Genomic DNA, 19,941 nt, shown 5'->3' on the forward strand with positions numbered 1-19,941 from the left:
GGCCCGCCGCGGCACGGCGGCGTACGCCCGGTTGGCCCGGTCCTCAGCACATACACATGCGGCTTCCCTACGATGGCCCGGTGACGAGTGACACCGCGACGCATGCGCACCGGGTCGAGGACGCCCCCAAGGCCGCGGAGGAGCAGAGCCCCTGGCAGCGGCAGCTGCGCCGCTTCGGCTACGTGGACCGCCCGCGCCCCGACGTGCGCGAGCGCCTGGTCCCGCCGTTCCCCGAGCCGGGGACACGGGCGTGGGCGGCGCTCGGCGTGGGCCCGGCGACGGCGCGCCGGCTGGCCCGCTGGACGGGCTGGGGCGGGCCGCTGCTCGTGGCGTTCTTCGCGGGCCTGCTGCGGTTCTGGAACCTGGGCAGCCCGCACGCGGTGATATTCGACGAGACGTACTACGCGAAGGACGCCTGGTCGCTCCTGCAGTACGGCTACGAGGGCAGCTGGCCGGACAAGGCCAACGACCTGATCCTCGCCACCCCGCCCTCCATCCCGCTCTCCGACGCCCCCTCGTACGTGGTGCACCCGCCGGTCGGCAAGTGGGTGATCGCCTCCGGTGAGTGGATCTTCGGGCTGAACCCCTTCGGCTGGCGCTTCGCGATGGCGGTGCTCGGGACGCTGTCGGTGCTGATGCTCTGCCGGATCGGCCGCCGGCTGTTCCGCTCGACCGCGCTGGGCTGCCTCGCGGGCGGCCTGATGGCGGTCGACGGCCTGCACTTCGTCATGAGCCGCGTCGCCCTGCTCGACCTCGTCGTCATGTTCTTCGTGCTGGCCGCCTTCGGCTGCCTGCTGATCGACCGGGACCGCGCACGGGCCCGGCTCGCCGCCGCCCTGCCCGAGGGCCGCCCGGACGACCGCGTCGCCTCCTTCACGTGGCTGGGCGTCCGCCCGTGGCGGATCGCGGCCGGGATCTGCCTGGGCCTGGCCATCGGCACCAAGTGGAACGGCCTGTACGTGCTGGCGCTGTTCGGCGTCCTCACCGTGCTGTGGGACGCCGGCGCCCGCCGCGTGGCGGGTGCCCGCTACCCCCGGCTGACGGCGTTCTGGCTGGACGGGCTGTGGGCGGGCCTGTCCATGGTCGGCGTCGCCGTCGTCACCTACCTGCTGTCCTGGCTCGGCTGGTTCACCACCGACAAGGGCTACGACCGTGACTGGGCCAAGGGCGACGGCGGCTTCCCCTCCCGGTCCTGGGCGGCGCTGCGCAGCCTGTGGCACTACGAGTCGCAGGTGTACGACTTCCACGTCAACCTGCACTCCCCGCACACCTACCAGTCCAACCCGTGGAGCTGGCTGGTCCTGGGCCGCCCGGTGTCGTACTTCTACGAGTCCCCCAAGCTCGGCGAGGACGGCTGCACCGCGGCCGGCGGCTGCGCCCGCGAGGTGCTCGCGATCGGCACCCCGCTGCTGTGGTGGGCCGGGTGCTTCGCCCTGCTGTACGTCCTGTACCGCTGGATCTTCCGCCGCGACTGGCGCGCCGGCGCGATCGCCTGCGGCATCGCGGCCGGGTACCTCCCGTGGTTCCTCTACCAGGACCGGACGATCTTCCTCTTCTACGCGGTCGTCTTCGTGCCCTTCCTCTGCCTCGCGGTCGCGATGATGCTCGGAGCGATCCTCGGACCCCCCGGCGCGAGCGAACGCCGCCGCATGTGGGGCGCGGTCGGCGCGGGCACGCTGGTGCTGCTGATCGTCTGGAACTTCATCTACTTCTTCCCGCTCTACACCGGGCAGACGATCCCCATGGACGCCTGGCGCGACCGGATGTGGCTGGACACCTGGATCTGACCCGCCCGGCCGCGGGGCCGCTGACCTGCTCGGTGACCGTTTGCAGGGGGACGACCACGGACCTAGCGTGAACCCCGAGGGAATGTCACGTATGTCCGCCCCCGATCGCAACGTGCCCGGTCAGGCGTCGGCGCTCGACAGCGTCGGCGCGGCTCTGGCGGTGGTCGACGCGGAGGGGGTCCTCGTCCGCTGGACCGAGGTCGCGCAGAGGCTGCTGGGCTACGCGGCGGCGGACGTCCTGGGCAGGCCTGCGTCGATGCTGCTGGACGGCCCGGAGGGCGGGCCGCGGGGGTTCACGTGGGAGTGGGCCGGCCCGGTCGCGCTGCGGCACCGCAACGGCGGGCCGCTGGACGTGGACCTGCGGGTGACCGGGTTGCCGGGGGCCTCGGGCATGACGGACTGGTTGGTCTCGACGGCCGGGGTCCCTCCGTCCGTGCTGGAGTCGGCCGCGGAGCTGTGCCCCTTCCCGATGGCGATCTGGGACAGCGACCTGCGCACCGCGTGGCTGAACGACGCCCTGGCCGAGGCGTTCGGCCTCTCCCGGGAGGAGCGCCTGGGCCGGCACCTGGACGAGTCACCGCTCTACTCGAACACCGAGCAGGTCGAGGCCCTGCTGCGCGAGGTCCTGGAGAGCGGCGTCCCGGTGATCGACCGGGAGCTGAGCCAGCTGGACCGGCTGCGGCACCGCGCGTACGCGCTCTCCGTCTTCCGGATCGAGGACGTCCGCCACGGCCGGGCCGGCGTCTGCTCGGTCAACGTGGACGTCACCGAGAGCCGGCGGGCCAGGGACCGCATGACCGTGCTCGGCCGCGCGGCGACCAGCATCGGGACCAACCTGGACGTCCTGCAGACCGCGCAGGACCTCGCCGACCTGCTGGTGCCGCTGCTCGCCGACTACGCGACGATCGACCTCGCGGAATCGGTGCGGCTCGGTGACGCCCCGCTCACCCGGCTCGGCCCGCTGGAGGACGGCAACGTCCCCGTCTTCCACCGGGCGGGGATCGCCTCGGTCCACCACGACTTCCGGGAGTCGCTCTACGCACGCGGCAGCCCCGTCTTCGTCCCCCCGCACTCGCCGTTCATCGAGGTGCTGAGCTCCGGCCGGACGTACATGGAGGCGGAGCTGGACACCGAGCCCGGCACGTGGCTGGAGGAGGACCCGCGGCGACTGGAGCGGGTCCTCGACCTCGGGATGCACAGCCTGCTGATCCTCCCGGTCGTCGCGCGGGACGAGATCCTCGGTGTCGCCGTGCTCGTCCGCAGCGAGAACCCCACGCCGTTCGACGAGAACGACCGGACGCTCGCGGAGGAGCTGGTCAGCCGGGCCGCCCTCAGCCTGGACAACGCCCGCCGCTACACGCGCGAGCACACGATGGCCCTGACGCTGCAGCGCAGCCTGCTCCCCCGCAACCCGAGCGCCGGGTTCTCCCTGGAGACGATCTGGCGCTACCTCCCGGCGGACACGCAGGACGGCGTGGGCGGCGACTGGTTCGACGTGATCCGGCTGTCCGGCGCCCGGGTGGCCCTGGTCGTCGGGGACGTGGTGGGGCACGGGCTCAACGCCGCCGCGGCCATGGGGCGGATCCGCACGGCGGTGAGCACCCTCGCCGGCCTGGACCTGCCCCCCGACCGGCTGCTGTCCGCGCTGGACGACCTCGTCGTCCGGCTGGGTTTCGAGGACTCCGACGAGCCCTCGCCCGCCGCCGGCATCCTCGGCGCCACCTGCCTGTACGCGGTCTACGACCCCACCGACGAGCGCCTGACCATCGCCCGGGCCGGGCATCCGCCGCCGGTGATCATCACCCCGGACGGCACCGCGGGTTTCCCGGAGATCCCCGCGGGCGCGCCGCTGGGCGTCGGACTGCGGTCCTTCCCGTCGGTCGACCTGGAACTGCCCGCGGGTAGCGTGATCGCCCTGTACACCGACGGGCTCGTGGAGACCCGGGACGGTGACATCGACGAGGGCCTGGAGCGCCTGCGGACCGCGCTCAGCCGGCCGCCGGGCACGTCGCTGGAGGACCTGTCCGCCGCGGTGGTCGACCTGCTGCCCAAGAGCGGGCAGGACGACGACGTCGCCCTGCTGCTCGCCAAGACCTGCCGGCTGAGCCCCGAGCGGGTGTTCCGCGTGGAGATGCCCACCGATCCGGCCGCGGTCGGACGGGTGCGGGCCGAGGCGGCCCGGCAGCTGTCCGCCTGGGGGCTGGACCGCCTGCGGGCGGCCGCCGAGCAGATCGTCGGGGAGTTGCTGGCCAACGCCGTCCTGCACGGGGCGGGACCCGTACGGCTGCGGCTCATCCGGCACATGAAGCTGGCCTGCGAGGTCTTCGACGCCGGTCCGGGCCCGCCGCTGCCGTGCCGGCCCGACCCCACCGACGAGGGCGGCCGGGGCATGCTGATCGTCGCGGAGCTGTGCACGCGGTGGGGTGTCCGCAGGACCTCCGAAGGCAAGATCGTCTGGGCGGAACTGGCCCTCACCGACGAGGAACGGCTGCCGCCCGGGCCGGAACGCTGAGCCCGCCGCACGATGGCCCCGACCGGCGGACTTTCCCGATCGATGGGAAGCGCGTGCCGAAGCTGTGACCCGGTCGACAGCCTCAGGCCCCTCTCCGTCCCGTAGAGTGCGCTTGCATTGCCTCATTTTTGAACACGTTCAGGGGGACCACGGGGAGGGTCGGTGCCATGCGCCGAGGTGTGAAGCTGGGGATCGTCGCCACGCTGACCGCGGGACTGGTGGGGACCGCGGGGTACGGGGCGTACAACATCTACAACGGGCTGGCCGGGGGCGGCGGTTTCGCCACGGAGGCAGCCCCGGTGGAGACCGGTCCGCCGACCGCGGCGGAGGTGAAGAAGACCGCCGCGGACTTCCTGGCCGCGTGGGCCAAGGGGGACACCACCGCGGCGGGGGCCCTCACCAACGACGCGGCGGCGGCGTCCGGGGACCTGTCCGCGTACCGGAAGCAGGCGCACGTCGCCCGCGTACGGCTGACGCCGGGCACGGCCCAGGGGGCCGTGGTGCCGTTCAAGGTCGTGGCCTCGCTCTCCTACCAGGGCAAGTCCTCCACGTGGACGTATTCCTCGGCCCTCACCGTCTTCCGCGGCGAGACCACCCATCGCCCCATGGTGGACTGGGAACCCGCGGTGCTTCACCCCAAACTGACGGAGGGTCAGTCGCTGGAGACCGGTGAGGCCTCCTCGCCGCCGGTGGTCGTCGTCGACCGCAACGGCAAGGAACTGGACGCCGACGACTACCCGTCCCTGGCCTCGGTGCTGCCGCAGTTGCGCGAGCGCTACGGGGCCAAGCTCTCCGGAGGCAAGCCGGGCATCGAGACCTGGGTGAACGGCGCCGACGGCCCCGGGCAGACGCTGCACGTGATCACCAAGGGCACGGCCGCGAAGCTCCCCACCACCTTGGACGCGACGCTGCAGAAGGCCGCCGAGCAGGCGGTCAAGCGCAGCAGCCAGTCCTCGGTCGCCGCGGTCAGGACAGGCACGGGCGAGATCCTCGCCTTCGCCAACAACCCGGCGAGCGACAACAACAACGCCTTCAACGCGCAGGTCGCCCCCGGCTCCACCTTCAAGGTCGTCACCGCGACCGCCCTGCTGGAGAAGGGCGTGTCCCCGGGCACCCCGGCGCCGTGCCCGGCGACCGCGAACTTCGACAACGGCAAGATGTTCCACAACGTGGAGAGCTCCTCCGACCCGTCGGCCACCTTCCAGCGGGACTTCGCGATCTCCTGCAACACCGGCTTCATCAAGCTCGCCGGCCACCTCGACGAGTCCTCGGTCCCCTCGGTCGCCCAGCGCTACTACGGCTTCGGCCGCACCTGGAACGTCGGCGTCCCGGCCTGGGACGGCCGCGTCCCCGGCGGCCCGGGCGACGAGATGACGGAGGAGATGATCGGCCAGGGCCAGATACAGATGAGCCCGCTCAACATGGCCTCCGTCGCCGCCACCGTGCAGAACGGGGTGTTCCGCCAGCCCCGGCTGGTGGCCGCCGACCTGATCGAGGGTCCGCTCGCGAAGGCGGGCAGCGCCCTCCCGTCCGGCGTGCGGAGCAACCTCAAGTCGATGATGCGGCTGACCGCGTCGAGCGGCACCGCCGCCGGCGCGATGCGCGGGGTCTACGGCGACGTCGGCGCCAAGACCGGCTCCGCGGAGGTCGGCGGCCAGGAACAGCCCAACGGGTGGTTCCTCGCCTACCGCGGTGACGTCGCCGCCGCCGGGATGGTCCTGGAGGGCGGGCACGGCGGCGACTCCGCCGGGCCGATCGTGGCCTCGGTGCTGAAGGCCGCCTCGTGACCCGCCCGCAAATGGCTTGGCACCCCGGCCCCGCCGAGGGCTAGCGTGCTGGCCATGTCGACATCAGCTGCAGCCCATCCCCGGTTCGCGGAGGCACTCACCGCGCTGGGGCTCCAGGTACCCGTGCGCGCCTTCCCGGACGCGACCCGCACCGCGGCGCAGGCCGCCGCGGCGATCGGCTGCGAGCTCGGCCAGATCGTCAAGTCCCTGATCTTCGCGGCGGACGGGGTCCCGGTGCTGGTGCTGATGGACGGCGCGTCCCGGGTCGACGTGGAGCGGGTCCGCGCCGAACTCGGCGCGAACGAAGTACGCCGGGCCGACGCGGACCTGGTGCGCGAGACCACGGGGTACGCCATCGGCGGCGTACCCCCCTTCGGGCACCGGACCCGCACCACCGTCCTCGCCGACCGGGGGCTGCTGGCGCACGGCACCGTGTGGGCGGCCGCCGGCACCCCGCACACCGTCTTCCCCATGGCCCCGGCCGAACTGGTCGGGCACGCCGGGGCGACCCTCGCCGACGTCCGCGAACGCACCGCGTGACGCCCCTGATAGCGGCGGCCGTCCTGCTCGCGGCGGTCACCCACGCGGCGTGGAACGCCATCGCCCACGGCATCAAGGACCGGCTCGTCGCGTTCACCCTCGTCGGGGGCGGCGGAGCGATCTGCGGCGCGGCGACCGCCGGGTTCGCCCCGCTGCCCGCGGGGGACGCCTGGCCCTACCTGATCGTCTCGGTGGGGATCCACATGGCGTACATGTACCTGCTGATGAAGTCCTTCACGCTGGGGGACTTCGGGCAGGTCTACCCCATCGCGCGCGGTGTCGCCCCCATGGTCGTGACGCTGCTGGCGGCGGTCTTCGTGGGCGAGGTGCCGGACGCCCTGCAGACCGCGGGCGTCCTCGTCGCCTCCGCCGGGCTCGGCGGGGCCGCCCTGTGGGGCATGCGCGGCCGCAGCAAGGACTGGCCGGCGGTGGGCGCGGCCGTGGGCACCGGGCTGACCATCGCGGCGTACACCGTGGTCGACGGGGTCGGCGTCCGCGCGTCCGGCACCGCCCTGGGCTACGTCGCCTGGCTCCTGCTCATCCAGGGCGTCCTGCTCGTGTGCTGCGCCCTCGCGGTGCGCCGCGCCGCGCTCCCCGCGCAACTGCGCCCGGTCGCGGCCCGCGGACTGCTCGGCGGGGCGCTGTCCATGTCCGCGTACGGCCTCGTCCTGTGGGCCCAGACGCGGGGCGCCCTCGCGCCGATCGCGGCCCTCCGGGAGACCTCCATCATCGCGGGGGCGGTCATCGGGGCGGTCTTCTTCAAGGAGCGGCTGGGGCGCCCGCGCATCGTCGCGGCGCTCGTGGTCGTGGCCGGGATCGGGCTCATGCTTCACGTGTGACGACGCGTTCGTCTGCGGCCCGGTGGTTGTGTGCGGGTGCGTTGCGCCTGCGGCGGGCATCCCCCGCCCTCCCGCAGGATTGCCCGGCGCGGTCAGCGACCGCCTCGCCGCGTACGTGTGGGGTCGGTGCCGCGCCGGGCAATCGGGAGGGCGGGCGGGGAAACCGCCCGCCGCAAACGAGCCGCAGACAGACACCCGGGCCCGGGCGTCAGTCCAGCGCCGCGCGGAAGGCGGATCCGTTGACGAGGATGCCCCCGTCGACGGGGAGCGTGAGGCCCGTGATCCAGGACGCGTCCCGGGAGGCGAGGAACGCGACGGCCGCCGCGATGTCCTCGGGCTCGCCGACCCGCCCGAGGGGGTAGACCCCGGTGAGGCGGTCGAGGGCCTCCTCGCGCCCCGCCCACGCGGGCGTCCGCACCGTGCCGGGGGCGACGAGGTTGACCCGGACGCCGCGCGGGGCGGCGTGCACGGCCAGCGTGCGGGTCAGCGAGGCGAGGCCCGCCTTGGCGGCGCTGTAGGCGTGGTTGCCGAAGTTCATGTGCCCGTTGACGGAGCCGATGCTGACGATCGCCCCGCGCCCGCCCGCCTGCGCCAGCAGCGGAAGCGCCGCGCGGGCGCAGCGCATGGCCCCGGTGAGGGTGACCTCCAGGTCCTCGTACCACTCCACGTCGGGCAGGTCCTCGAACCGCGGCGGGTCCACGTGGCAGGCGTAGGCGTTGTTGACGAGCACGTCGAGCCGCCCGAAGCGCTCGGCGGCGTACGTCATGGCGGCGTCCACCGCGGCCTGGTCGACGACGTCGCACGCCACCGCCGCGGCCCGGCCGCCGGTCTCCTTGCCGAGGGCCTCCGCCGTCGCGGCGGCACGCTCCGCGTCCAGGTCGGCCAGCAGGACGTCCGCGCCCTCGGACATCAGGCGCCGGGCGGTCGCCGCGCCGATGCCCTGGGCGCCTCCGGTGACGACGGCGACGTGTCCCTCGAACCTGCGCATGGCGTCATCCCCCGCCGGCGAGCGATGTTGAAAGGCGCTGCCCTCTCGCCTCCTTACTCGCGCGTAGCGTAACGTGCCTGCACACCAAAGGGGAGCGGAAAGGCACACCATGGCGCTGGACGCGGACGTCATCGTCGTCGGAGCGGGGCTGGCCGGTCTGGTCGCGACGGCCGAGCTGGCCGACGCGGGCCGCAAGGTCCTCCTGCTCGACCAGGAGCCGGAGAGCAACCTCGGCGGCCAGGCGTTCTGGTCCTTCGGCGGGCTGTTCCTCGTCGACTCCCCCGAGCAGCGCCGGATGCGGATCAAGGACAGCCGCGAACTCGCCCTGCAGGACTGGATGGGGACCGCCGGATTCGACCGTGCCGAGGACCACTGGCCGCGCAAGTGGGCCGAGGCGTACGTGGACTTCGCCGCCGGCGAGAAGCGGTCCTGGCTGCACGCGCAGGGGATACGGTTCTTCCCGGTGGTGGGCTGGGCGGAACGCGGGGGCTACCTCGCCACCGGGCACGGCAATTCGGTGCCCCGCTTCCACATCACCTGGGGCACCGGGCCGGGCGTCGTGGCGCCGTTCGTCCGCCGGGTGCGGGAGGCGGTCGCCAAGGGGCTGGTCGAGCTGCGTTTCCGGCACCGCGTGACGGCGCTGACGACGACGGGCGACGCGGTGGACGGCGTGGCGGGCGAGGTCCTGGTGGACAGCGACGCCGAGCGCGGCCAGGCGAGTTCGCGGGAGATCCGCGCGGAGTTCCAGCTCAGGGCGCAGGCGGTGGTCGTCACCTCGGGCGGCATCGGCGGCAACCACGACCTGGTGCGCAAGGCCTGGCCGGAGCGCCTGGGCACGCCGCCGCGCAAGCTGCTGTCGGGCGTTCCGGCGCACGTGGACGGCCTGATGCTGGGGATCGCCGAGGCGGCCGGGGCGCACCTGATCAACGGCGACCGGATGTGGCACTACACCGAGGGCATCGAGAACTGGAACCCGATCTGGGCCAGGCACGGCATCCGCATCCTGCCGGGGCCGTCCTCCCTGTGGCTGGACGCGACCGGCAAGCGCCTGCCGGTGCCGCTCTTCCCGGGCTTCGACACGCTGGGGACGCTGGAGCACATCATGCGCTCCGGCCACGAGTACACGTGGTTCGTCCTCACCCAGAAGATCATCGAGAAGGAGTTCGCGCTGTCGGGCTCCGAGCAGAACCCGGACCTGACCGGAAAGAGCGTGCGCGACGTGCTCAAGCGCGCGCTGCCGGGGGCGCCGGGCCCGGTCGAGGCGTTCAAGGAGCACGGCGTCGACTTCGTCGTCGAGGACGACCTGGCGGCGCTGGTGCGCGGCATGAACGCGATCACCAAGGACGACCTGATCGACGAGACCGCGCTGCGCCGCGAGATCGAGGCCCGCGACCGCGAGATCACCAACACCTTCACCAAGGACCTGCAGGTCACCGCGATCCGCGGGGCCCGCAACTACATCGGCGACAAGCTGATCCGCACCGCGGCGCCGCACCGGCTGCTGGACCCGAAGGCGGGCCCGCTGATCGCCGTACGGCTGAACATCCTGACCCGCAAGTCGCTCGGCGGGATGGCGACCGACCTGGACGCGCGGGTGCTGCGCGCCGACGGCGAGCCGCTGCCCGGGCTGTACTCGGCGGGTGAGGCGGCCGGCTTCGGCGGCGGCGGGGTGCACGGCTACCGCTCGCTGGAGGGGACCTTCCTCGGCGGCTGCATCTTCTCCGGCCGTACGGCGGGCCGTGCCGCGGCGAAGGCCACCGCCTGACCGCTTCCCGGGACACCCCCTGGCGCTGCCGCGCCGTGCCGACCCCGGTCCTGACCGGTCGCGGGCGGGAGGCACCATGGGAGGAGCAACAACGGCGGCGCATGGTGGGAGCACGGGCTGTGGTGGACGTCCACGGAGCAGTGACGGAAGGCTTCGAGCCGGTCCGGGAGGCCTTCGTCCGGAACTTCGAGGAGCGGGGCGAGCGCGGCGCGGCCGTGGCGCTGTACCGGGACGGCCGCAAGGTCGTGGACCTGTGGGCGGGCTCCGCCGACGGGGACGGGGACGGGGGCGCGCCCTGGGCGCAGGACACCGCGCAGGTGGTGCGCTCGGCGACGAAGGGCGTGGCCGCGGCGTGCCTGCTCCTGCTGCACCAGCGGGGCCAGCTGGACCTGGACGCGCCCGTCGGCACGTACTGGCCCGAGTTCAAGACCGCCGGCAAGGAGCGGGTCACGTTCCGCGACGCCCTGGCGCACCGGGCCGGTGTGCCGGCGCTGGACACCCCGCTCAGCCCGGGCCAGGCGCAAGACGGCAGCAGCGGACCGCGGGCGCTCGCGGCCCAGGCCCCGTTCTGGGCACCGGGGACGGACCACGGCTACCACGCGCAGACCTACAGCTGGCTGATCGGCGAGCTGGTGCAACGGGCGAGCGGCGGCCGGTCCATAGGGCGCTACGTGGCGGAGGAGATCGCCCGCCCGCTCGGCCTCGACCTGTGGGTCGGGCTGCCCGCGGGCGAGGAGCGCCGCGTCGGGCGGATCGCCTCCGTGGAGACCCCGCCGCCGCCGGCCGCGGCCGGGCTGCGGGCGCGACCCAAGCGGAACGTGACCGAGGCGTACGAGGACCCGTCGTCGCTGACCCGGCGCGCGTTCGGCGCGATCGACCCGCTACCGGACGAGAACGACCCCGGGTACCACGCGGCGCAGCTGCCGGCCTCCGGCGGGATCGCCACCGCGCGCTCGCTGGCCCGCTTCTACGCCGCGCTGATCGGGGAGGTCGAGGGCCCGGGGGCGCGGCTCTTCGCCCCGGCGACCCTCACCTCGGCACGCACCCCGGAGTCGGAGGGCCCGGACCGCGTGCTGGTGGTGAACACCCGCTTCGGCCTGGGCTTCATGCTGCACGGCCCGGCGGCCCCGCTCCTGTCCCCCGGCTCCTTCGGCCACCCCGGCCGGGGCGGGTCGCTGGGCTTCGCGGACCCCGGCGAGGGCGTGGCCTTCGGATACGTCACCAACGGCATGCAGAAGAACGTCACCGCCGATCCCCGCGCCCAGGCACTGGTCCGCGCGGTGCGGGAGTGCCTGCGCTGACGCGGACCGGAAAAGTTGCCCGGGCTCCGGGAGCCGCGAACGATGGATGAGTGAGCGACGCCGCATACCTCCGGTTTCCGCATGTTCACGGCGAGCGGCTCTGTTTCGTCGCCGAGGACGACATCTGGGTCGCGCCCCTGGACGAGGGGCGCGCGTGGCGGGTGACGGCCGACCGGATCCGGGTCGGGCATCCGCGCTTCTCGCCCGACGGCTCCGTGATCGCCTTCAACAGCTGGCGTTCCCTCGACCCCGAGGTGTACGTCGCGCCGGTCGAGGGCGGCCCGGCCCGCCGGCTGACCTACTGGGGCAGCACTGACACGCGCGTGCGCTCCTGGACGCCGGACGGCCGGATCCTGGCGGTCTCGTCGCACGGCGAGCCGTTCTCGCACTACACGTGGGCCTACGCGATCCCCGACGAGGGCGGCCCGGGCAGCCGTCTGCCCTGGGGCCCGGTGTCGGACATCGCCGTGGACGACAGCGCCGAGGGCGAGCACCGGACGCTGCTGCTGACGGCGACCGCGCCGCACGAACCGGCCTCGTGGAAGCGGTACCGGGGCGGGGCGACGGGGCGGCTGTGGCTGCAGTGCCGGCGGCTGGTGCCGGAGGTCGACGGCCACCTGGAGTCGCCGATGTTCGTGGCGGGGCGCATCGCCTTCCTCTCCGACCACGAGGGCGTCGGCAACCTGTACTCCTGCCTGCCGGACGGCACGGACCTGCGGCGGCACACCGACCACGCCGACTTCTACGCCCGCAGCGCCGCGACCGACGGCACGCGCGTGGTCTACCAGTGCGCGGGTGAGGTGTGGCTGGTCGACGACCTCGGCCCGGGGTCGGTGCCGCACCGCGTCGCGGTCGACCTCGGCGGCCCGCGCGCCGGCCGGCGCCCGTACCAGGTCCCGGCCTCGGCGTACCTGGACGGGCTGGCCGTGGACCGCACCGGCCGCGCCAGCGCGGTGTGCGTGCGCGGCAGCCTGTACTGGCTCACCCACCGCGACGGGCCCGCGCGCACCATCTCCGACGTGCCCGGGTCGCGGGTCCGGCTGCCGGTCATGCTGGGCGACACCGGTCGGATCGCCTTCGTCACCGACGCCGAGGGCGAGGACGCCATCGAGATCGCCGCGCTGCCGGGCCGCCCCGCGGCGCTGGCCGCGGCCGACATCGCCGACGCCGACGACGCCGTCGCGCAGGCGTTGCGGTCCGTGGAGGAGGCGGAGGAGGAACCGGCGCAGGACCCGGCGTCCGCCGAGGGGCAGACGCTGCCACGGCCCCCGTGCCGCAGCGGCGGCACGCGGCTGGCGTGCGGGCTGCTCGGCCGCGTCCACGAACTGGTGCCCTCGCCCGACGGCCAGATCCTCGCCGTCGCCTCCCACGACGGGCGGCTGCTCATGGTCGACGCGGAGTCGGGCGTCGTGGCCGAGCTCGTCCGCTCCACCAACGGCCCCGTCCGTGACCTGGCCTTCTCCCCGGACTCCAACTGGATCGCCTGGTCCCACCCGGTCATCGGCCGTTCGCTGCGGAAGATCCGGATCGCCCGGCTCAGCCCGGACCCGGAGACCGGCAAGCACACCCTCATCGACGTCACCAACGGCCGTTTCGAGGACGAGCAGCCGGTCTTCACCCGCGACGGCCGCTACCTGGCCTTCCTGTCCTGGCGCGGCTTCGACCCGGTGTACGACGTGCACACCGGCGACCTGTCCTTCCCACTGGGCTGCCGCCCGCACCTGGTGCCGCTGCACTCGGCGACGCCCTCGCCCTTCGCGCTGCCGGTGGAGGGCCGCCCGCCGGGGGGCGGGCTGGACCCGACCGGCTTCGCCGAGGGGCCGCTGGCCGTGGAGGCGGCCGGGCTGCCGATGCGGGTGACGCCCTTCCCGGTGCCCGCCTCCAAGTACAGCTCGCTGGAGGCGGTGCGGGGCGGGCTGACCTGGCTGCGCTGGCCGATCTCCGGCGCGCTCGGCGAGACCTTCGTCAATCCGACCGACCCCTCCGCGCGCCCCACCCTGGAGTACTTCGGCCTGGCCAAGTCCAAGCGGGTCGAGCTGGTGCGGCACATGGACTGGTACCGGGTCAGCGGCGACGGCACGCAGCTGGTGGTCTTCGACGAGGGGGACCTGACCGTGGTCCCGGCGTACGAGCCGGGCGACCTGGACTCCACCGTGTACATCGACATGCGCCGGATACTGCACGAGGCGAACCCGCCCGCCGAGTGGCGGCAGGCGTTCGACGAGGCCGGGCGGATCATCCGCGACTACTTCTGGGCGCCGGACATGTGCGGCATCGACTGGCCGGCGATCCTCGACCAGTACCGTCCGCTGGTCGAACGGGTCGCCACCCCGGACGAGTTCGCCGACCTCCAGCGCGAGGTCCTGGGCGAACTGGGCACCTCGCACGCGTACGTGGCGCCCGCCCGCCGCAGCGAGGGGCCGCCGCACTACCAGCGGCCGATCGGGCTGCTCGGGATCAACTTCGTCCACACCAAGGACGGCCGGTGGGTGCTCGCGCGCATCCTGCCCGGCGAGTCCTCGGACTCCAGGGCCCGTTCGCCGCTGGCCGGCACCGGCGTCCTGGAGGGCGCGACGCTCACCCACGTCGACGGCCGTGCCGTCGACCCGGTCGCCGGACCCGGTCCGCTGCTGTCGGCCGCCGGCGGCACCACGGTGGAGCTGACCTTCACCCCGCCCGACGGCGGGCATCCGCGCCGGGTCGCGGTCGTGCCGCTGGTGGACGAACGGCCGCTGCGCTACCAGGACTGGGTGGCCAAACGACGCGCGGTCGTCCGGGCGTTGAGCGAGGGCAGGTGCGGCTACCTGCACATCCCCGACCTGGGGGGCTCGGGCTGGGCGCAGTTCAACCGCGACCTGCGCATCGAGATCGTCCATCCGGCGCTCATCGTCGACGTGCGCGGCAACGCGGGCGGCAACATCAGCGACCTGGTGGTGGAGAGCCTGACCCGCAAGATCCTCGGCTGGGACCACACCCGGCACGCGCAGCCGGTGAGTTACGCGGGCAACGCCCCGCGCGGGCCGATCGTCGCGCTGGCGGACGAGGCGACGGCCTCCGACGGCGACATGATCACCGCCACGTTCCGGCTGCTGGGCATCGGCCCGGTGGTGGGTCACCGCACCTGGGGCGGCGTGGTCGGCATGACCGGCCGGCACCGGCTGGGCGACGGCACGGTGATCACGGTGCCGATGAACGCCGCCTGGTTCGAGGCCTACGGCTGGTCGGTGGAGAACTACGGCGTGGAACCGGACATCCCGGTCATCCGCACCCCGCTGGACTGGGCGGAGGGCCGCCGCACCGACCTGGAGGTCGCCGTGCAGACGGCACTTGACCTGCTGGAGAAGCACCCGGCCTCCACACCGCCCGATCTGTCCGACCGCCCGGACCGGCGTCGGCCCCCGCTCCCCCCGCGTCCTTGAGTCCCTCCCCCGTCAGGGACGACGGAAGGGGCGCGCCCTGAACGGGCGCGCCCCTCCACGCTCACGCCTGGACCACGCGGGTCAGCTGTCCCGGTCCTGCCGCTCGTCGATCTCCTCCAGCGAGCGCTGGCGGTCGCCCTTGGGCATCGACTGCGGGGACGTCCTGGCCGGCTGGCCGTGGCCGGGCTCGCGGTGCTGCTGCTTGCCCTGCTGGCGCATCGGCTCGCCTGCCGGGCCCTGAGCGCGCTCGCGGGTCTGGCCGATGCGCTCCTGGGACTGGGGCTGAGCCTGCGGGCGGTTCTGCTGCCCGGCCTTGTTTCGCGTGGGGTCGTTCTTGCCCATGATCACTCCTTCGTGATGTATGGAATGGGCCTCGACCAGGCTGACACGGCCGGACACAGTACGCACTTCGGACGAACGCGTTCCGTGAACGGCGCTGGTCAGACGGGCCTTTCCGACCGGGCCCGCTCGTCCGCGGCGCCGCCGCGGCCGACGAGTCCGTGCCGGATGCCGCCCGCGGCGGCGATCCTCGGCTCCAGGCGGCGCATTTCGTGCCGCCCCAGGGCACCCCCGATCAGGCCCGGCAAGTACCCGCGCACGGACTGCATTCCACGCAGCCACCACTGGGCGTAGACGTGCGGCGAGCGGCGGGCGATCCCGTCCGCGATGCGCTCGACCGCCGGCTCCAGCGGGTAGGTGCGGTTGGCCGGCCAGGGCAGCCGTGCGCGGGCCTCGCGCATCACGTCGTCCTCGTCGGCGCCGCGCACCATGTCGGTGTCGGTCCAGCTCAGGTACCCCACACCGACCTTGACGCCCTTGACGCCGACTTCGGCGCGCAGGCAGTGCGCGAAGGACTCGACCCCCGCCTTGCTCGCGCAGTACGCGGTCATCAGCGGCGCCGGGGTGATCGCGGCGAGCGAGGCGATCTGCAGCAGGTAGCCGCGCGAGGCGAGCAGGGCGGGCAGGAACGCGCGGGCGGTGACCACGCTGCCGAGCAGGTTGACCTGGATGACGCGTTCGAAGTCGGCGGGGTCCACGTCCAGGAACGGACCGCCGGTCGCCACACCGGCGTTGGCGACCACGACGTCGACGCGGCCGTAGCGCTCCACGACCTCCCCGGCCACGCGGGCCATGGCCTCCCGGTCGGTGACGTCGGCCGTCCAGTACCCGGTGTCGGGGCCGATCTCCGCTGCGACGCGCTTCAGTTCGTCCGGCTCCAGCCCCACCAGCGCCAACCGGGCGCCGCGCGCGGCGAGTTTGCGGGCCAGCAGCGCCCCCACCCCACGGGCGGCGCCGGTCACCACCGCGACCTGCCCGTTCAGCGACCTGCTCATGCCGTCTCCTCCTTGACCTGGGCCCCGGGCCGCAGGTGGTCCTCGACGAGGGTGCGTACGACGCCCGCCACCGCGGCCGGTGCCTCCAGCGGCGTCATGTGGCCGAGGCCCGGCAGTTCGGTGAGCCCGGCGAACCGGGAGAGCCGGGCGGCCATGCCGTGCGCGTGCGCGGGCGGGGTGAGCTTGTCGGCGCCGCCCACGAGCACGGCGGTGGGCGCGCGCAGCGCGGAGACGCCCGCGTCCAGGTCGAGCCCGGCCAGCACCCGGCCCCACGCCGCGCGCTGCCGGCGCCCGCAGGCGTGCACGATGCGGGCGGTGGCGGCCACCAGCTCCTTGCTCGACGCCGCTCCCAGGATCCCGTACTTGAGCGCGGCCCGGGTCACCGCGGACTGCGGGCCGAGCGGCGCCGAACTGACCAGCAGGAAGCGGTGAAAGGCGTCGCGCACCCGCTTGCTGCGCACCCGCGGGGGCAGCACCGCCGCCTCGGCGAGCAGCCGCCCGCTGCCGGTGCTGGCCAGCAGTACCGCGGCCGTGCGGGTCTGCACGGCGGCGCGGTTGCCGGCCGCCATCGCGGTCATCCCGCCCATGGAGTGGCCGACCAGCACCACCTTCTCGTCGCCCTCGACGACGGACTCCAGGACCGCGGTGAGGTCGTCGGCGAGCGCGCCGGTGCCGTAGCCGCCGCGGCGCGGGGTCCCGCTGGCTCCGTGGCCGCGCTGGTCGTACGCCACGACCCGGTACTCCCCGGCGAGTTCGTGGATGAGCGGGGCCCAGAAGAGGGTCCTGCACGTCCAGCCGTGGATCAGCACCACGGTGGGCGCGGTGCCGGCCTCGGGGCCGTACTCCTCCACGTGGATCGAGGTGCCGTCCGCGGACCGCACGGAGTGCGTGCGGCGGGCGGCCGGGAGGTCGAAGACGGACGCGGTCACGAGGCAACCTCCACGCGCTCCGGGTGCTCCCCGGGGGCACCGGCGGGCACGGTCTCGTACTCCTGCAGTTCCAGCCGGCGCGTGGCGCGCCGGAACTCCGCGGTCGTCCCGGGCCAGACGGTGGTGTTGCGGCCCTGGTCGTCCAGGTACCAGCTGACGCAGCCCCCGGTGTTCCAGACCGTGCGCGCCATGCGGCGCTGCAGTTCCTCGTTCCAGGACCGCACGGCCTCCGGGCGGGCGTCGAGCGCGGCGGCGCCGGTGGTGTCCAGGGCGCGCAGGTACGCGGCGACGTAGTTCAGCGAGGACTCGATCATCAGGATCATCGAGCTGTTCCCGAGACCCGTGTTGGGTCCGATGACGAACAGCAGGTTGGGGAACCCGTCGACGGTGCAGCCGCGCAGCGCGGCCATGCCGTCCTTCCAGTGCTCGGTCAGCGAGCGGCCGTCGGCGCCGAACACCCGATCGCCGATGGGCATGTCGGTGACGTGGAAGCCGGTGCCGAACACGATGACGTCGGCCTCGCGCTCGGTGCCGTCGGCCATGACGAGGGTCGAGCCGCGCACCTCCTTCAGCGCGGAGGCGACGACCTCGGTGTTGGGCCGCGCGAGCGCCGGGTAGTAGTCGTTGGACAGCAGGATGCGCTTGCAGCCGATCCGGTAGTCGGGGGTCAGCTTGGCCCGCAGCGCCGGGTCCTTGACGGCCTTGCGCAGGTGCGCGGCCGCCATGGCCTGGGCGCCGCGCATCATCGCCGGGCGCTTGGTGAACGCGCCGACCTGGAACTCGCGGATCAGCCAGAGCAGTCCGCGCCGCGCCCTGGCGGTGGCCGGCACCTTGCCGTGCAGCCACTGCTCGGCCCGGCTGATCCCGCGGTCCATGCGCGGCATCACCCACGGGGGCGTCCGCTGCACCACGGTCAGGCGCTCCACCTCGGGCTGGATCGCGGGCACGATCTGGATGGCCGAGGCCCCGGTGCCGACCATGGCGACCCGCTTGCCCTTGAGGTCGAAGTTGTGGTCCCACTGCGAGGAGTGGAAGACCTTCCCCGGGAAGGCGTCGAGACCGGGGACGTCCGGCAGCTTGGGGTCGGACAGCGGCCCGGTGGCCGAGACCACGACGTCGGCGGTGAGTTCGCCGCGGGAGGTGGTGATGCGCCAGTGCCGGGCGCCGGCCTCCCAGCGGGCCTCGGTGACCTCCGTGCCGAGGCGCAGGTGCGGGCGGAGGCCGAAGGTGTCCGCGACCCGTTCCAGGTAGGCCCGGATGTGCGGCTGGCCGGAGAAGGTGCGCGGCCACTGCGGGTTCGGCGCGAAGGAGAACGAGTACAGGTGCGAGGGCACGTCGCAGGCGCACCCCGGGTAGCTGTTGTCCCGCCACGTCCCGCCGACGGAGTCCCGGCGCTCCAGGACGACGAAGTCGGTGATCCCCTCGCGTCGCAGCCGTACGGCGGCGCCGAGTCCGCCGAACCCCGATCCGATCACCGCAACCCGCACGTGTTCGCTGTGTCCGGCCATACCGCCGCCTCTCGGTGCCGCCCCTTGCCGAATCGCGCCAGTGTTCACTGGCGCGGTTCGGAGCGTAGACCAGAAGGCGTTACCAGCGGTAGAGGGCGGGCGGCGCGACGTGACGCGCGCACCGCATAGGCTGATCGGCGTGGCGACGCACGAGCGCGAGTACCGGATGGACGAGTTGGCCGAAGCGGCCGGGGTCCCGGTGCGTACCGTCCGCTTCTACCGGGAGCGCAAGCTGCTCCCGGCGCCGCGCCGCGAGGGCCGCATCACCTGGTACAACGACCACCACCTGGCCCGGCTGCGGACCATCACGGCCCTGCTGGAGCGGGGCCACACCCTCGGCGGCATCGCCGAGCTGATGGACGCCTGGGAGAGCGGCCGCCGCGACGTCGGCGAACTGCTCGGCCTGGACCCGGGACTGCCCACCCGCTGGTCGGAGGAGGAGCCGCTGCGGCTCACCCCGGAGGGCCTCGCCGACCACTACGGCGACCAGGCCACCGCGGAGAACCTGGCCACCGCCCTGGACATCGGCTACCTCGCCGTGGACGGCGACGACGTCGTCCACGTCAGCCGCCGGCTGCTGGAGGCCTCGGCCGCACTGGTCCGGGAGGGCGTCCCGCTCGCCGAGGTGCTCGCCGCGGGCCGCGCCATGCGGGGCCGCATGGACCTGCTCGCCGAGCTCTTCGTCGAGCTGGCCCGCACCTACGTCCTGCCGGACGCGGAGGCCGACCTGCAGTCCGGCGACACCACCCGGCTGAGCGAGGCGATCGCCCGGCTGCGCCCCCTGGTGCAGGCCGTCGTCGAGGCGGAGCTCGCCCTGGCGATCGACCGCAGGCTGCGCGAGGAGCTCAAGCGGTAGCGGACGCCCGCGCATAGCCCGTACGGGCGTGTGGCCGGGCGGCACCGGCGGGCCCGCGCGAGGGTGGAGCCATGGCCGTCACCGTCCCCACCGCCGGCCGGCCGCCCGCCCTGAGCCGCCGCCAGACCAACGTCGTCTTCGTGACGATCGTGCTCGGCCTGCTGCTGGCGGCCCTGGACCAGACGATCGTCTCCACCGCGCTCCCGACGATCGTCGCGGACCTCGGCGGTGCCGGGCACATGGCCTGGGTGGTCACGGCCTACCTGCTGGCGGAGACCGTCTCCACCGTGCTGGTCGGCAAGTTCGGCGACCTGTTCGGCCGCAAGGTCGTCTTCCAGGTCAGCGCGGTCGTCTTCGTCGCCGGCTCGGTCTTCGC

At 73.8% G+C, this 19,941-nt stretch carries 15 protein-coding genes; 10 read left to right on the forward strand and 5 right to left on the reverse strand.

What is annotated here, in order from left to right; genetic code table 11:
- Window positions 1–56: 56 nt before the first annotated feature.
- From ABZ312_RS23050 to ABZ312_RS23070, 5 genes are all read left to right on the forward strand, one after another.
- A complete protein-coding gene (locus ABZ312_RS23050; protein WP_500328983.1) occupies window positions 57–1,787 on the forward strand; it encodes a dolichyl-phosphate-mannose--protein mannosyltransferase in 1,731 nt (576 codons plus the stop codon).
- A gap of 91 nt (window positions 1,788–1,878) precedes the next feature.
- Window positions 1,879–4,299: a SpoIIE family protein phosphatase gene (locus tag ABZ312_RS23055; protein ID WP_500328982.1), complete on the forward strand. Its 2,421-nt coding sequence runs from the start codon at window positions 1,879–1,881 to the stop codon at window positions 4,297–4,299.
- Between the two features lie 167 nt (window positions 4,300–4,466).
- The gene (locus ABZ312_RS23060) at window positions 4,467–6,086 is read left to right on the forward strand and encodes a penicillin-binding transpeptidase domain-containing protein (RefSeq protein ID WP_500357762.1); all 1,620 of its coding nucleotides are present in this window, start codon (window positions 4,467–4,469) and stop codon (window positions 6,084–6,086) included.
- A 54-nt stretch (window positions 6,087–6,140) separates the two neighbouring features.
- Window positions 6,141–6,626 carry a YbaK/EbsC family protein gene (locus ABZ312_RS23065; protein WP_500328980.1) on the forward strand — a complete coding sequence of 162 codons (486 nt, stop codon included), beginning with the start codon at window positions 6,141–6,143 and terminating at the stop codon, window positions 6,624–6,626.
- Window positions 6,623–7,465 carry an EamA family transporter gene (locus tag ABZ312_RS23070; protein ID WP_500328979.1) on the forward strand — a complete coding sequence of 281 codons (843 nt, stop codon included), beginning with the start codon at window positions 6,623–6,625 and terminating at the stop codon, window positions 7,463–7,465. Before ABZ312_RS23065 ends, ABZ312_RS23070 begins: the two co-directional genes overlap by 4 nt.
- 208 nt (window positions 7,466–7,673) lie before the next feature.
- On the opposite strand, the gene ABZ312_RS23075 is transcribed toward ABZ312_RS23070, so the two are convergent.
- Window positions 7,674–8,453 (reverse strand): SDR family NAD(P)-dependent oxidoreductase, encoded by a 780-nt coding sequence (locus tag ABZ312_RS23075; protein ID WP_500357761.1) that lies wholly within the window; start codon window positions 8,451–8,453, stop codon window positions 7,674–7,676.
- Window positions 8,454–8,562: 109 nt separating this feature from the next.
- Here ABZ312_RS23075 and ABZ312_RS23080 point away from each other — a divergent pair, with 109 nt between their 5' ends.
- From ABZ312_RS23080 to ABZ312_RS23090, 3 genes are all read left to right on the forward strand, one after another.
- Window positions 8,563–10,218 (forward strand): FAD-binding dehydrogenase, encoded by a 1,656-nt coding sequence (locus ABZ312_RS23080; protein WP_499512289.1) that lies wholly within the window; start codon window positions 8,563–8,565, stop codon window positions 10,216–10,218.
- 101 nt (window positions 10,219–10,319) lie between these two features.
- On the forward strand, window positions 10,320–11,519 hold the full coding sequence (locus ABZ312_RS23085) for a serine hydrolase domain-containing protein (protein ID WP_500438650.1): 1,200 nt from the start codon (window positions 10,320–10,322) through the stop codon (window positions 11,517–11,519).
- Between the two features lie 50 nt (window positions 11,520–11,569).
- Window positions 11,570–14,938: a S41 family peptidase gene (locus ABZ312_RS23090; RefSeq protein ID WP_500328976.1), complete on the forward strand. Its 3,369-nt coding sequence runs from the start codon at window positions 11,570–11,572 to the stop codon at window positions 14,936–14,938.
- A gap of 81 nt (window positions 14,939–15,019) precedes the next feature.
- Here ABZ312_RS23090 and ABZ312_RS23095 read toward each other — a convergent pair whose 3' ends face one another.
- From ABZ312_RS23095 to ABZ312_RS23110, 4 genes are all read right to left on the reverse strand, one after another.
- Window positions 15,020–15,280 carry a hypothetical protein gene (locus tag ABZ312_RS23095; protein WP_500328975.1) on the reverse strand — a complete coding sequence of 87 codons (261 nt, stop codon included), beginning with the start codon at window positions 15,278–15,280 and terminating at the stop codon, window positions 15,020–15,022.
- A gap of 98 nt (window positions 15,281–15,378) precedes the next feature.
- Window positions 15,379–16,272, reverse strand: coding sequence for an SDR family oxidoreductase (locus tag ABZ312_RS23100; protein WP_500438651.1), 894 nt, complete (start codon window positions 16,270–16,272; stop codon window positions 15,379–15,381).
- On the reverse strand, window positions 16,269–17,201 hold the full coding sequence (locus ABZ312_RS23105; RefSeq protein WP_500438652.1) for an alpha/beta fold hydrolase: 933 nt from the start codon (window positions 17,199–17,201) through the stop codon (window positions 16,269–16,271). The genes ABZ312_RS23100 and ABZ312_RS23105 overlap by 4 nt, the downstream gene beginning before the upstream one ends.
- Window positions 17,198–18,709: a flavin-containing monooxygenase gene (locus tag ABZ312_RS23110; protein WP_500438653.1), complete on the reverse strand. Its 1,512-nt coding sequence runs from the start codon at window positions 18,707–18,709 to the stop codon at window positions 17,198–17,200. The genes ABZ312_RS23105 and ABZ312_RS23110 overlap by 4 nt, the downstream gene beginning before the upstream one ends.
- Window positions 18,710–18,848: 139 nt before the next feature.
- Between ABZ312_RS23110 and ABZ312_RS23115 the strand changes: the two genes are divergently transcribed.
- Window positions 18,849–19,565, forward strand: a complete 717-nt coding sequence (locus tag ABZ312_RS23115) for a MerR family transcriptional regulator (RefSeq protein WP_500328971.1) — start codon at window positions 18,849–18,851, stop codon at window positions 19,563–19,565.
- Window positions 19,566–19,636: 71 nt separating this feature from the next.
- Window positions 19,637–19,941: MFS transporter (locus tag ABZ312_RS23120; protein ID WP_500438654.1), on the forward strand; the 305-nt coding region annotated here is incomplete at its 3' end.

It is taken from the genome of Streptomyces sp. NPDC006207 (assembly GCF_040613835.1).
GTDB lineage: Bacteria > Actinomycetota > Actinomycetes > Streptomycetales > Streptomycetaceae > Actinacidiphila.

What these genes read in the sequence shown, in the direction of transcription:
- ABZ312_RS23050 (WP_500328983.1), top strand. Translation starts at nt 57, where the DNA reads ATGCGGCTTCCCTACGATGGCCCGGTGACGAGTGACACCGCGACGCAT.
- ABZ312_RS23055 (WP_500328982.1), top strand. Translation starts at nt 1,879, where the DNA reads ATGTCCGCCCCCGATCGCAACGTGCCCGGTCAGGCGTCGGCGCTCGAC.
- ABZ312_RS23060 (WP_500357762.1), top strand. Translation starts at nt 4,467, where the DNA reads ATGCGCCGAGGTGTGAAGCTGGGGATCGTCGCCACGCTGACCGCGGGA.
- ABZ312_RS23065 (WP_500328980.1), top strand. Translation starts at nt 6,141, where the DNA reads ATGTCGACATCAGCTGCAGCCCATCCCCGGTTCGCGGAGGCACTCACC.
- ABZ312_RS23075 (WP_500357761.1), bottom strand. Translation starts at nt 8,453, where the DNA reads ATGCGCAGGTTCGAGGGACACGTCGCCGTCGTCACCGGAGGCGCCCAG.
- ABZ312_RS23080 (WP_499512289.1), top strand. Translation starts at nt 8,563, where the DNA reads ATGGCGCTGGACGCGGACGTCATCGTCGTCGGAGCGGGGCTGGCCGGT.
- ABZ312_RS23085 (WP_500438650.1), top strand. Translation starts at nt 10,320, where the DNA reads ATGGTGGGAGCACGGGCTGTGGTGGACGTCCACGGAGCAGTGACGGAA.
- ABZ312_RS23095 (WP_500328975.1), bottom strand. Translation starts at nt 15,280, where the DNA reads ATGGGCAAGAACGACCCCACGCGAAACAAGGCCGGGCAGCAGAACCGC.
- ABZ312_RS23100 (WP_500438651.1), bottom strand. Translation starts at nt 16,272, where the DNA reads ATGAGCAGGTCGCTGAACGGGCAGGTCGCGGTGGTGACCGGCGCCGCC.
- ABZ312_RS23110 (WP_500438653.1), bottom strand. Translation starts at nt 18,709, where the DNA reads ATGGCCGGACACAGCGAACACGTGCGGGTTGCGGTGATCGGATCGGGG.